Here is a 13,187-nt window from a genome sequence, read left to right on the forward strand (position 1 = left end):
TTATGGATTTACCGCTGCGACTGCCTTCTGGCGGTCACGCTTCATAGTATTGGAACGCAATTGTCCACAAGCCGCATCAATATCTGTACCATGTTCCTGACGGACGACACAGTTAATCCCTTTTTTCTTGAGGGTATCATAGAAGGCCATCACACGCTCTTTAGGACTACGGCTATATTGGTCATGTTCACTAACTGGGTTATAGGGAATCAAGTTTACATAAGACAATTTCTTGATGTTCTTGAGCAATTCAGCCAACTCCAAGGCTTGTTCAACACCATCATTGACTTCATTCAGCATGATGTATTCAAAGGTTACACGGCGATTGGTTGTTTCAATATAGTACTCAATAGCAGCAAAGAGCTTTTCAATCGGAAAGGCACGGTTAATTTTCATGATGCTTGAGCGCAATTCATTATTGGGTGCGTGAAGGGAAACAGCCAGATTAACCTGTACGCCTTCATTAGCAAAATCACGAATTTTATGGGCCAAACCTGAGGTAGAAACAGTGATGTGACGAGCACCGATTGCCATCCCCTTGTCATCATTGATGGTACGGACGAAATTCAAGACATTGTTGTAGTTATCAAATGGTTCACCAATTCCCATGACAACAATATGACTGACACGCTCATCCTGACCACGCTCATCAAAATATTTCTGAACCAACATGATCTGCGCTACAATTTCCCCGTTATTGAGGTCACGTTGCTTCTTGATCAAACCTGACGCACAGAAGGTACAACCAATATTACAGCCAACCTGAGTGGTCACACAGACTGACAAACCGTAGTGTTGACGCATGAGTACTGTCTCAATCAACATGCCATCTGGCAACTCGAAAAGATACTTAACGGTACCGTCAGCTGACTCTTGTACGATCCGCTGTTTCAAAGGATTGACCACAAACTGGTCATTAAGCTTAGCAATCAAATCTTTAGAAAGGTTGGTCATTTCTTCAAATGACTGGACACGTTTACGGTAAAGCCATTCCCAGATTTGATCTGCTCGGAATTTCTTTTCTCCTTGTTCTAATACCCATTCTTGCATGGTTTGACGTGTTAAACTATAAATAGACGGTTTCATCTCTTCTCCTTATTCTCTATCTATTTCTGACGAATGACAAAATGGCGCTGTCCCTTGTCCTCTTTCTGAGACTTTTGGTCCTTATGACGACGTCTATTTCGCTTATCCGCATTTGGTTTTCTCTTGTTTTGCGAAGGTTTCTTTCCTCTTCTAGGAAGGTTTTCCTCATCCTTTTTACGCATTTTTTTGTCAAATGAAGCCCGCTTCGGTGCTTGATTTTCTAGGACAAAATAGGCACAACCATAACTACAGTACTCCAAAAGATAGTCCTGTAACCGACTAATCTTTTCAATTTTTTCCTCTGTTCGATCGTCTTTGTAAAAGCCACGTAGACGGAGCTGTTCATTGCTCCAGTCCCCCACGACATAATCAAACTTGGTCAACACTTCTGAGAAGCGTTGATTAAAGACTGTCACATCGAAAGCATCCTTGATATTTTCAACCAAGGTAAAAGCAATCCCTTCAGTCTCAACCTTATCCCCATTTACATGAAATTCTGGGCCAGGAAACTTGTTATAGTTGTATAATTCAGGTGCAATTTCTTTACGCATAGTCTTCCTTTTCCACGATTACTTAACACTCTATTTTACCATAATTTCTAGCAATTAGCACGTTTCTCATAAAAATGAAAAAAGTCTGACGATTTTGTCAGACTTCTGCCATATAAACCAAAAAGAGAAGATTAGCTCTTCTCTTCATATTCATTATTTCGCTGCTGCGTAAAGCTCATCTACTTTGTTCCAGTTGATCACTGAGAAGAAAGCTTTGATGTAGTCAGGACGCACATTGCGGTATTTCACGTAGTAAGCATGTTCCCAAACGTCCAAGCCCAAGATTGGTTTTTTACCTTCTGAGATTGGTGTGTCTTGGTTTGCTGTTGAAGTCACTTCAAGCTTTCCTTCTTTGTTGACAACCAACCATGCCCATCCAGAACCAAAGCGAGTTGTAGCTGCTGCTGTAAAGGCTGCTTGGAACTCTTCGAATGAACCAAATGTTGCGTCGATTGCTGCTACAAGTTCTGCTGATGGAGCTGTTTTCTCAGGAGTCATCAATTCCCAGAAAAGAGCGTGGTTCAAGTGTCCACCACCATTGTTGATAAGCGCTTGACGGATATCAGCTGGGATAGAGTCTACATCAGCAAGCAAAGCTTCAAGGTCTTCACCGATTTCAGGGTGTTTTTCAAGAGCTGCATTTGCATTGTTTACATAAGTTTGGTGGTGTTTGTCATGGTGCAAGTGCATTGTTTCTGCATCGATGTATGGTTCCAAAGCGTCATATGCGTATGGAAGGTCTGGTAAGATAATAGCCATCTGTAATACCTCTTTTTCTTTCTATATGAAAATGATAACGCAATCATCCTCTTTTTTCAAGTTTTTTGCTCAATTTGCCTCTGCCGCAATCTGCAAAAGTGCCTTTTCAAACAGGTACCCTTTTTCATAGACACCTGTCTTAATCTGGTAGTCTGTTTCAATCAAATAAGAAATTGCTCGCTTGAGAAAACCTAAGGAAATCCCTCTCGAATCTCTCAATGCAAACTTGATTTGATAAGGATTAGGATTGCGCCCCAAGTAAGTTCCCAGACTGCTTGCAATCTGCGATTCCGTCTGACCGCTCTCTGATAAAATCTTCACCTGGTTAAAGGTACGAAACTGTCCCAACATGACAGCTATGAGCTTAATCTCATCCTCCCCTTGCAAGGTCAAGTCTCTAACCAAGTCACGGGCCTGGTCGATCTTTTTGCCCAAGATAAGCTGAGTCAAATCAAAAATATTGTCCTGCAGAGTCTTTGGAATAGCCTCGACAATATCCTTCTCCTCAATCAGGCCATCTGACTTATAAGACTGTAAAAAAAGGATGTTTTTCTGGATTTCACTAAATTGAAAACCAGATTTGAGAAGTAGATTTTCAAAGGATTGCCCCACAAACTGCAGACCTTGTGTCTGGCTCCACTTTTGGAAATACTGGCGCAGTTCTTGCTCCTTAGCCTCAATAGCGTCAAAGACAGTCGCATCTCGTTTGAGCAGTTTGACCAGCCGTCTTTTGCTATCCAACTTTCCTTCTGCAAAAATCAAGAGTTTAGTCGTTGGTGAAGGATTGTCAAGGTATTCCTCAAATGACTTGAGCTCATCATCTGTTAAAAAACGTTTCTTGGCAGTTGTGATATCGACAAAATGGTCTAATATCACGATTTTTTCATCCGCAAAGAAAGGGAGACTGACCAACTCCAACTCTAAGTCTTTATAAGCTACTTCTTTCATATCAAAGTAAGCAAAATTGAGATCAGCTGGATCATAACCAATCTGTTTCAACACTTGACTCTTCATAACTTCAAACTGGCCCTGGTCTGTCCCTGTAAATAGATTCAAGCTAGATAAATTTGATAGAGATACCTTTTGACTCTCTTCTATGGCTAGCATCTTCTCTCCTTTCTTCTGATTTTTTGCTAACTTTAATCAATATAGCGCAATTTCCCACGGAAATCTTCTAGGTTCTCATAACCTTTTTCCACCATAATAGCTTTCAGTTCATTGGTAATGCGCTCAAAAGCTCCAACACCTTCTTTGTGGAGCGTCGTTCCTACTTGCACCATACTCGCACCACAGAGGATGTGTTCAAAGGCATCACGACCCGTTAGAACACCACCCGTTCCGATGATTTGGATTTCTGGATTTAAGCGTTGGTAGAAGGCGTGCACATTAGCAAGAGCAGTCGGCTTGATATACTCTCCACCAATCCCACCAAAACCATTTTTAGGACGAATCACGACCGACTCGTCTTCTATATAAAGGCCGTTTCCTATAGAGTTAACACAGTTAACAAACTTGAGCGGGTATTTGTTGAAAATAGCAGCCGCTTGATCAAAGTGAACAATATCAAAATATGGTGGCAATTTGATCCCAAGAGGTTTTGTAAAGTAGGTAAATACCTCTGACAAGATACGGTCTGTGGTCTCAAAATCATAGGCAATCTGTGGTTTACCTGGAACATTTGGACAAGAGAGATTAAGCTCTGTCAGTCCTTTGAATTCACTCTCTTGAACTTTTTTCAAGATGGTATGTGTTTCTTCTGGAGACATGCCGACTAGAGATAGGAAGAAAGTTCGGTTTGGCTCTTTTTCCTGCAAGTCCAAAAGATAGTCCAGATAATAGTCTAAGCCATTATTTGGTAATCCCATGGAGTTGATGGAACCAAGTGGAACATCCTGGTAACGTGGTTCAGGATTCCCCTGACGAAAGTCCAAGGTCGCAGTCTTCGTAACAAAAGTACCCGCCGCTGAGTTTTTGACCCCTTCAAGCTCTTCTATCGTCATACAAGCCACACCTGCTGCATTCATCAAGCAATTATCAAACTCAAAGCCAGCTATTTGTGTTTTCGTTGATACCATGATTCTGATCCTCCAGATTCCTTTTATTTCTAATATTATACCATACTTTCATATTTTCTCTTTGAGAAACTAATTTCTATATAAAACGTTCGGTTTTGTAAATTGAAAGAATTTTTAGAAAATTTATGTTTTTTTCTTTACACTCAAAAAAAATTCTGCTATAATGGCTCATGTAATAAAATATAACAACAAAAAGGAGAACGATATGACATCTGCTAAAGACTATATCCAAAGCGTGTTTGCAACTGTGAAAGCTCGTAACGGGCATGAGGCTGAATTTCTCCAAGCAGTTGAAGAATTCTTCAGCACTTTGGAACCTGTATTTGAAAAACATCCCGAGTATATCGAAGAAAACATCTTGGCACGCATCACTGAGCCTGAGCGCGTGATTTCTTTCCGTGTTCCTTGGGTTGACCGTGATGGAAAAGTTCAAGTCAACCGTGGTTACCGTGTTCAATTCAACTCAGCTGTTGGACCATATAAAGGCGGACTTCGTTTCCACCCAACTGTAAACCAAGGGATCTTGAAATTCCTCGGCTTCGAACAAATCTTTAAAAACGTCTTGACTGGACTTCCAATCGGTGGAGGTAAAGGTGGATCAGACTTCGATCCTAAAGGGAAGACTGATGCTGAAGTGATGCGCTTCTGCCAAAGCTTCATGACTGAATTGCAAAAATACATCGGACCATCACTTGACGTACCTGCTGGTGATATCGGTGTTGGAGGACGCGAAATTGGTTACCTTTACGGACAATACAAACGTCTTAACCAATTTGATGCTGGTGTCTTGACTGGTAAACCTCTTGGATTTGGTGGTAGCTTGATTCGTCCAGAAGCAACTGGTTACGGTTTAGTTTACTATACTGAAGAAATGCTCAAAGCCAACGGTAACAGCTTTGCTGGTAAGAAAGTGGTTATTTCAGGTTCTGGTAACGTAGCTCAATACGCTCTTCAAAAAGCGACTGAACTTGGTGCAACTGTTATCTCTGTATCTGACTCAAATGGTTATGTCATTGACGAAAACGGTATCGACTTCGACCTTCTAGCAGATGTGAAGAATAACCGTCGTGCACGTTTGACTGAGTATGCAGCTGAGAAAGCAACTGCTACTTACCATGAAGGTTCTGTATGGACTTACGCTGGAAACTACGATATTGCTCTTCCATGTGCGACTCAAAATGAAATCAACGGTGAAGCTGCTAAACGTTTGGTTGCTCAAGGTGTTATCTGCGTATCAGAAGGTGCCAACATGCCGAGCGACCTTGATGCGATTAAAGTCTACAAAGAAAACGGAATCCTTTATGGACCTGCCAAAGCTGCCAACGCTGGTGGTGTAGCTGTATCTGCACTTGAAATGAGCCAAAACAGCCTTCGCCTTTCATGGACCCGTGAAGAAGTTGATGGACGCCTCAAAGACATCATGACAAATATCTTCAATACAGCTAAAACAACTGCTGAAACATACGGTCTTGGTACTGACTACCTTGCAGGAGCAAATATCGCTGCCTTCGAAAACGTAGCAAATGCTATGATTGCACAAGGTATTGTTTAAAATTCATTTGCTCAATCCTCAATCGTTATGATTGGGGATTTTTATGTTGGCTTCAAAAAAGCTCACCATTTAAAATAGTAAGCTTAAAATCAAGATTTATTTTACCTCTACTAAGGCAAAAGACAGGCATTCAACTATTTCATTTACTGCTTCATCTATGTCTAGGTCCTCATTATCATTCAACATCATTGGAAGAGCATAAGAAAGACTCAAAGCTAGAATATAACGAACAATTCTTTCATTTGACCAATCTCGAATAACACCATTTTCTTTAAACTGATTCAGAACTGAACTAATTGGCTTAATGATAGAGTGAACAATGACATTCCCTAACTGGTCAGAAATAGTTTTATCAATAAAAGAACGACTCAAGAGAATTTTAACTTGCATTTGATTCTCCTGAATGAAAACTAGTCTATCTCGAACAATGCTTCTTAAAAATAGTGGAAAAGACTCTTGGTTTGCTGTAAATTTCTTCTCAGAAAAATCAGCAATCACATCTGGAATAACCTGTTCTAGAAAAGTTGACAGAATAGCTTCTAAGATGCCTTCCTTGGTTTTAAAGTAACTAAAAACTGTCCCTTCTGAAACTCCAGCTTCCTTAGCAATAAGGCTGGCTGTTGTATTTTCAAAGCCAATTTCTGAAAACAACTTTAAACTTGATAATAACACTTGACGTTGTTTTAAACTCAAGTTGCTATTTTCTAATGTCTGAGCATACCTTTGTTCTAAACTTTCCATTGCTAGCCCCTCTCTGCTACTCTCTTACTTTTACGACTTTCTTACCTCGAGTGTGTCCCAACTTCAGACTACGATATGCCTCTCTAACAGACTTTAGAGAAAAATCATAAACCTGATCAATATTCAGCCGAACCTTCCCATCTGAGACCATTTCCGCTAGAGTGTTCAAATCATCATATGTGGAATGTCTCGGACCTGTGAACTGGGCACCTTTTATCATAACATATGGTGAAGGTACTAGCGTTCCAATGGCCGTGCCCTTCAATCCCAAACTGAAAGCCAATTTAACATAATCACTTCCATAGCAATCCAAGAATTTTGTAATTGGCTTGGGACTTGCTGATAGAAGAGCATCCTTGATGTTCTCTTCGTAAGCTACTGGTATGGCACCTAAGGACTTCAGATAATCTGAATTTTTCTTACTCGCAATTCCAATAACTGTCGCACCTTTAGCAACCGCATACTGTACTGCGATACTTCCAATACCTCCTGCTGCTGCTGAAATAACTACAACATCTTTAGAGTTTAGCTCAATCTTTCTAAAAGCACCTCCCACAGTTAGAGAGGCTACACCCATAGTAGCTGCATGGTTCATATCAATCATCTCTGGCTTCAACACAATTTCTGATTCATTGACACAAATTTCTGTTGCCAAAGCTCCCCTCTTGGTGCCTAATCCAGGGTCACTGATCATTGTTCCAAAAACCTTATCCCCTACTGCAAACCTACTTACTCCTTCACCGATTTCTGTGATAACTCCAGCAAAATCCCGACCAACACCTCTTGGAAAAAGAGATGATTTTGACTCAAACCAACGACTTGGCTTCCTTAGTTTTGTCATAAAAGATAAAAATCGGAGTGGCTTTGCACCTTCAAAAGTCTTATAATCAATAGGATTTAAACCAACAGCATGAACTTCTATCCTAACTTGATTCACTTTCAAAGAATCAGATTTAATGTTCACTAAATCTAACACTTCTTCATCACCGAAACGGCTATATTGTATTGCTTGAACAACCATTGTATGAACTCCTTTACACATCTACAAAATTGAGTGAGCACTCAATCACTTTTCTTGATTATATGCTTATTCCCCATAGATGTCAACTATACTGTTTCCAAAACTTCTAACTAAGTTAGCTGTTCATGATAAAAATAGATCTATTTTCCCTTATGAAAAATTATCAAACTATAACTCAAAGAAATTCGACTGCTTATAAAAGCAGCCGGATTTTTATATATCTAATTTTTCAAAAAATTTGCCTGTTGACTGCTTTTCTTTTAGCTTCTCAAGCAGCTCATTTTCCAGAAAAGGACTTAGTTCGTCAAAATCTTGACAAACCTTAAAAACAGTCTCTCTATCTATATGACCAAAAGTTAGTTCATAATAGTCCTTATGATGATGCCAGTTCTGGTCATAATTGATATCTTTCCGTTGATAGTAAACAATGTTCTGCTTCGGTGTCAGGTAAAGCTTCTGCGTCAGAATGATTTTCTGATCTTTGGATAACTTGCTACGACTGAAAATCTTAACACCTTGAAAAATCTTGCGCTCATGAATACCTTGATTTGTGACTTTTAATTCAATTCTTTTATAATGCATACTATCACCTCCAGAAATCACCTACATTATATCAAGTTTTGGCAGATTTTCAAGCAAAAGTGTCATTTCCAAAAGTCTTTAGTCGCCTCTAAAATCTCTTCAGTCAGTGTTACTGTGGCCTCAATGATGCTCTTTTACCAGTCTTTTTCAGATAAGCTTGTATTAGATGATAACCATAGGCATAGCCCGCAGCATAAGGCATTCCAACTGGTATCTGACCCTGTATCTTAGCTATTTCATCACCGTAGAGATATGGTGCCATTTCCGCCATCCCTGTTAGCTGAAGCTGACTTGAGATGATGCGCTTAATCTCTTCTAACTGCTCTGGACTGATTGAAGTAACCCAAGGACTAATGAGAACTTTGCCATAGAGCTCAGCTGCAAAAGACTCTGCCAACCCCTCACTAACTACCCAGTCTGCTAATGTCGTCTGCTGGTTCCATTTGATAAATTGGAAGCGGACATTATGATTGCACTCGTGGGCCAGCGCCGCTTGCACACGTGGCAAAGTATAGTCATTCGGTAGCAGACTAAGCATGAGATAACCTGGAATTCCACCATCTCCGCTATAATCCTTATTGAGCTGTAACATGGCCTTTTCAGGGTTGCCCAATAGAATAGTAAAATGGTAATCCTCAACCTCTAAATCATAGCCAGCTTGCTCAAAAAGACCGATACTCCTCTTGATGGTTTCCTGGCAGTCCTGCCAGAGTTGATCAGAGCTCAGAGCGTCGATAGCTGGTCTATCCTTTTCTGAGAGAATTGCGAGCAACTGATTCATAAAGCCAAGCAGGAACAAGGCATCAAATCCTCCAGGATACTTCGCTTTCAGAGGAATGTGTTGAGTCTGGTATTTCGTATCAGAAGGTGCCAACATGCCTAGCGACCTTGATGCGATTAAAGTCTACAAAGAAAACGGAATCCTTTACGGACCTGCTAAAGCTGCCAACGCTGGTGGTGTAGCTGTATCTGCCCTTGAAATGAGCCAAAACAGCCTTCGCCTCTCATGGACCCGTGAAGAAGTTGATGGACGTCTCAAAGACATCATGACAAACATCTTCAACACAGCTAAAACAACTGCTGAAACATACGGTCTTGGTACTGACTACCTTGCAGGAGCAAATATCGCTGCCTTCGAAAACGTAGCAAACGCTATGATTGCCCAAGGTATTGTCTAAGAAATATGCTAAAACCTCAATCAAAACGATCGAGGTTTTTTTGAAGCTTCATCTTCTATCAAAACTTCTTCCATAGCATTTTTTATTTTTTGGGCCAAAGATAATAACGTTTCTACATCAGAGGGTTTGCTTGTCCCGAGAGGATTCCAAGTAGAAGATGATAAATTTTCATATTCCTTAGACCGAACTCGAAATTTAATATTATCCCCCTTGGTGTCTATGTCTACATTTAAGGCTCTCGCCCCCAGTTTAGGCTCCTTATTTTTTATCCTACAGAAAATAACTTCTCCTGATACAATCTCCTTTCCATTACACCAAATCCTAATATTTCTTCCAGATAATTCTACGACAAAATTCTTCACTAGACTACCTTGTATTTTTTTAATTAAAAGAAAACTAATACAAAAAAACACTAATACTATCATATAAAGAAAAAGAAGTTGTGATTTAAAAAAATCATTCAGTTTTAAATAGAATACAGCCAACTGTATTCCCAATACAGGAAGCATGAGGAACATGGGAAAAAGGACACCAATTATTATATCTGATTTTGCTGTTGTCGCTGTAAATTCATATCTTTCCATCAATATCACCTTTATAACATTTCCTTTTTATAGAACATTAATCCCATACTAAGACGGATGCATCAGGGAGTTCAATCTCCCTTTCCCCTAGCCAAGATAAATTTTGAACTATCCTAAGGATATTGTACCACTATTTCTGCAAAAAATACCTTAGCAAACATAATCTCCTTCCACAGATACATCATCGCTTTATCGAGCGCTGGAGTTTGATTGACATGGTTCTCTAATCAAACTCCAGAACTTTATGATGAAAATCTTATGGAACAACTGGAGACACTTTATAAATTTTCTCTTTTCAATTATAAAGAAAAACCGCTACTCCTAAGAATAGCGGTTTAATCATGTTTTTAAGCTACTAATGTAGTTTCTCTATTATTTAAGAGTAACTGAAGCTCCAGCTTCTTCCAATTTAGCTTTGATTTCTTCTGCTTCTGCAGTTGGAACGCCTTCTTTGATGACACCTGGTGCACCATCAACAAGTTCTTTAGCTTCTTTAAGTCCAAGACCAGTGATTTCACGTACAACTTTGATAACGCCAACTTTTTTGTCACCAGCAGCTGTCAACTCAACGTCAAATGAGTCTTTAGCAGCACCAGCGTCAGCAGCACCAGCTGCAGCAACAGCTACAGGAGCAGCTGCAGTTACACCAAATTCTTCTTCGATAGCTTTTACAAGGTCGTTCAATTCAAGGATTGAAGCTTCTTTAATTTCAGCAATAATGTTTTCAATGTTCAATGCCATTGTTATTTCCTCCAAATAAGTTTTTAATTTTATAATAGTTTTTCCGTAGCTAGGCTACGCTGCGTAGCTTAAGATTAAGCTGCGTCTTCTTTGTTGTCTGCAACCGCCTTGACTGCAAGAGCAACGTTGCGCACTGGCGCTTGAAGTACAGAAAGGAGCATAGAAAGAAGTCCTTCGCGGTTTGGAAGAGTTGCAAGAGCAACGATTTCTTCTTTAGATGCGACAGCGCCTTCGATTGCACCACCTTTGATTTCAAGTGCTTCAGCGTTTTTAGCAAAATCGTTCAAGATTTTCGCTGGTGCGATAACATCTTCGTTAGAAAATGCTACAGCAGATGGTCCAACAAATACTGATGCAAGATCTTCAAGACCAGCTTTTTCAGCTGCACGACGCAAGATTGAGTTTTTAATGACTTTATACTCAACTTCGCTTCCACGAAGCTCACGACGAAGAACTGTATCTTGCTCAACTGTCAAACCACGAGCGTCAACAACGACGATAGATGCAGCAGCTTTCATTTTTTCAGCTACTACGTCAACTAGTTCCGCTTTTTTAGCAATAATTGCTTCACTCATTAGTGTGTTCACCTCCGTAATTATTTTGCTTGGGGAATTTTTCCAAAAGAAAAACGCGCCCAAACCTAGACACGAAAGTACAATACGCTTCTTTTTACATGATACGTTTTGTCCTCGGTAGGATATTTATGAGTCGAGCTCCCCTACTGTCTTAGGCAGTTTTTTCAAACCGTATATAAGTATAGCATAGACAAAAAAAGAATGCAAGATTTTTACAAACTTTTTTTGAAATTTTTTTAAATCTCTACCGTCAAAGCTTTGCCTTGCTTGACAACCTGTTCTCCTGCAATATAAACATCATCAACATCACTGGATTTGACTGCATAAACGAAGTGAGAGAGCATATTTTCCTGAGGTTGGAGATGGATTTTTCCTTGTGGTTGGATGACCAGAAAATCTGCTTGCTTGCCAACTTCCAGACTTCCTATCTGTTCTTCCATTCCAAGAACCTTAGCACCTTCTATCGTCAGAGCTTTGAGGGCTGTTTCAATTGGAAACTGGCTGGCATCTCCACTTTTCATCTTTTGAAGAAGGGCTGCTACCCGTCCTTCCTCAAACATATCTAGATTGTTATTAGAAGCTACCGAGTCAGTCGCAATTCCGACTGCTACTCCTGCTTTTTGCAGTTGGATGATTGGAGCAATCCCTGAGGCCAGTTTGAGGTTACTAATAGGATTATGGGCGATAGCCACATGAGAAGTTGCTAAACGTTCAATTTCCCGCTCGTTTAGTTCGACCCCGTGAGCAAAGACAGATAGATGATCTAAGTAACCTAGTTCTTCTAGAAAGGCGAGGGGACGTTTGCCATAGCGTTTGAGGATAATTCCTGACTCTTCCTTGGTCTCCGCTACATGGATATGGATGGGAATGTCCAGCTTTTTTGCCATATCTAAGCTCGCTTCCAGCAAATCTTTACTACAGCTATATGGAGAATGTGGCGCTACCATAACCTTGAAATTTGGATTTTCATATCCTAAGATTTCCTCTATGATGGCTCGTGTTCTGCTTATGGTCTCAGCAGTTGTTTCTGCCTCTGAAGAAAAGAGGGTCGGTGAGAAATAACAACGCATCTTGGAAGCCTTAACTGCCTGATAAATTTGCTCAATATCCACACCATTGGGATTATACATATCGTTGAAGGTTGTTGTCCCTGACTGGAGCATCTCCGTTAGAGCTTCTTTGACCGCCTTGGTAGTCATGTCGGGAGTAAATCCTGCTTCTGCTGGCCAGATATAGTCATTGAGCCATTCATGGAGATTGCTGTCATCCCGAATCCCTCTCAAACCTGTCATAGCAGAATGGGTGTGGCAATTGACCAAACCAGGCATGATCCAGGCTCCCTGATAGTCTATAATCTGCTCAGCTTGCTCTAAAATTTCTTGCTTCTCTTGACCAACATAGACGATTTTAGATGCTTCAACAGCTAAGAGACCATCCAAATAGACATGGAAATTTTGGTCACAAGTCACGATATTTACATGCTGATAGACTTTCATTATAGGCTCCTTTTCTATAAGACAATTTATACGAAATTCAAACCACGTCAGCTTCACCTTGCCGTAGGTATATGTGACTGACTTTGTCAGTCTTATTTACAACCTCAAAGCAGTGCTTCGAGTAGCCCGCGGCTAGCTTCCTAGTTTGCTCTTTGATTTTTATTGAGTATTACAGTGAACAATTTTTCTAGCTATTGTAACAAAAAAGTCACCCGAAGGCAACTTTTAGTGTCATTAAGACTTTAA

The 13,187-nt window shown here is 40.2% G+C and carries 13 protein-coding genes, 2 pseudogenes and 1 other annotated feature; of the genes and pseudogenes, 2 read left to right on the top strand and 13 right to left on the bottom strand.

Annotated elements, in window-relative coordinates:
- The 5 genes from rlmN to K1I53_RS02670 form a co-directional block, all read right to left on the bottom strand.
- Entirely contained in the window at positions 1-1,086 is a 1,086-nt protein-coding gene (rlmN, locus tag K1I53_RS02650; RefSeq protein WP_061599238.1) for a 23S rRNA (adenine(2503)-C(2))-methyltransferase RlmN, read from the bottom strand.
- A 20-nt stretch (positions 1,087-1,106) separates the two neighbouring features.
- Positions 1,107-1,637, bottom strand: coding sequence for a YutD family protein (locus K1I53_RS02655; RefSeq protein WP_223328095.1), 531 nt, complete (start codon positions 1,635-1,637; stop codon positions 1,107-1,109).
- 153 nt (positions 1,638-1,790) lie between these two features.
- Entirely contained in the window at positions 1,791-2,396 is a 606-nt protein-coding gene (gene sodA, locus K1I53_RS02660; RefSeq protein WP_084880814.1) for a superoxide dismutase SodA, read from the bottom strand.
- Between the two features lie 69 nt (positions 2,397-2,465).
- The gene (gene holA, locus K1I53_RS02665) at positions 2,466-3,503 is read right to left on the bottom strand and encodes a DNA polymerase III subunit delta (RefSeq protein ID WP_223328097.1); all 1,038 of its coding nucleotides are present in this window, start codon (positions 3,501-3,503) and stop codon (positions 2,466-2,468) included.
- A gap of 32 nt (positions 3,504-3,535) precedes the next feature.
- Complete coding sequence (locus K1I53_RS02670; protein ID WP_223328099.1) at positions 3,536-4,471, bottom strand: dihydroorotate oxidase; 936 nt, start codon at positions 4,469-4,471, stop codon at positions 3,536-3,538.
- Between the two features lie 205 nt (positions 4,472-4,676).
- On the opposite strand from K1I53_RS02670, the gene gdhA reads away from it, so the two are divergent.
- The gene (gdhA, locus tag K1I53_RS02675; protein WP_049536397.1) at positions 4,677-6,023 is read left to right on the top strand and encodes an NADP-specific glutamate dehydrogenase; all 1,347 of its coding nucleotides are present in this window, start codon (positions 4,677-4,679) and stop codon (positions 6,021-6,023) included.
- Between the two features lie 96 nt (positions 6,024-6,119).
- Here the strand turns inward: gdhA and K1I53_RS02680 are convergent, their stop codons facing one another.
- From K1I53_RS02680 to K1I53_RS02695, 4 genes and pseudogenes are all read right to left on the bottom strand, one after another.
- Entirely contained in the window at positions 6,120-6,764 is a 645-nt protein-coding gene (locus K1I53_RS02680; RefSeq protein WP_223328102.1) for a TetR/AcrR family transcriptional regulator, read from the bottom strand.
- Positions 6,765-6,780: 16 nt separating this feature from the next.
- Complete coding sequence (locus K1I53_RS02685; protein ID WP_223328103.1) at positions 6,781-7,785, bottom strand: NADP-dependent oxidoreductase; 1,005 nt, start codon at positions 7,783-7,785, stop codon at positions 6,781-6,783.
- Between the two features lie 213 nt (positions 7,786-7,998).
- On the bottom strand, positions 7,999-8,367 hold the full coding sequence (locus tag K1I53_RS02690) for an EXLDI protein (RefSeq protein ID WP_223328105.1): 369 nt from the start codon (positions 8,365-8,367) through the stop codon (positions 7,999-8,001).
- Positions 8,368-8,429: 62 nt separating this feature from the next.
- Positions 8,430-9,244: pseudogene (locus K1I53_RS02695) on the bottom strand (DUF2268 domain-containing protein); the annotation flags it as partial.
- Here K1I53_RS02695 and K1I53_RS02700 point away from each other — a divergent pair.
- A pseudogene (locus K1I53_RS02700) lies at positions 9,225-9,545 on the top strand (NADP-specific glutamate dehydrogenase); the annotation flags it as partial. The pseudogenes K1I53_RS02695 and K1I53_RS02700 overlap by 20 nt on opposite strands.
- Positions 9,546-9,565: 20 nt before the next feature.
- Here K1I53_RS02700 and K1I53_RS02705 read toward each other — a convergent pair.
- The 4 genes from K1I53_RS02705 to K1I53_RS02720 all read right to left on the bottom strand — a co-directional run bounded on the left by K1I53_RS02705 (position 9,566) and on the right by K1I53_RS02720 (position 12,941).
- Positions 9,566-10,129, bottom strand: a complete 564-nt coding sequence (locus tag K1I53_RS02705) for a hypothetical protein (RefSeq protein ID WP_223328107.1) — start codon at positions 10,127-10,129, stop codon at positions 9,566-9,568.
- Between the two features lie 372 nt (positions 10,130-10,501).
- A complete protein-coding gene (gene rplL / locus K1I53_RS02710; RefSeq protein WP_001196964.1) occupies positions 10,502-10,870 on the bottom strand; it encodes a 50S ribosomal protein L7/L12 in 369 nt (122 codons plus the stop codon).
- 74 nt (positions 10,871-10,944) lie between these two features.
- Positions 10,945-11,445, bottom strand: a complete 501-nt coding sequence (gene rplJ / locus K1I53_RS02715; RefSeq protein ID WP_001287274.1) for a 50S ribosomal protein L10 — start codon at positions 11,443-11,445, stop codon at positions 10,945-10,947.
- A 38-nt stretch (positions 11,446-11,483) separates the two neighbouring features.
- Positions 11,484-11,619, bottom strand: a sequence feature (ribosomal protein L10 leader region).
- Between the two features lie 62 nt (positions 11,620-11,681).
- Positions 11,682-12,941 (bottom strand): TRZ/ATZ family protein, encoded by a 1,260-nt coding sequence (locus K1I53_RS02720; RefSeq protein ID WP_223328109.1) that lies wholly within the window; start codon positions 12,939-12,941, stop codon positions 11,682-11,684.
- Positions 12,942-13,187: the final 246 nt, after the last annotated feature.

The organism is Streptococcus oralis, assembly GCF_019929365.1.
GTDB classification, from domain to species: domain Bacteria; phylum Bacillota; class Bacilli; order Lactobacillales; family Streptococcaceae; genus Streptococcus; species Streptococcus oralis_BT.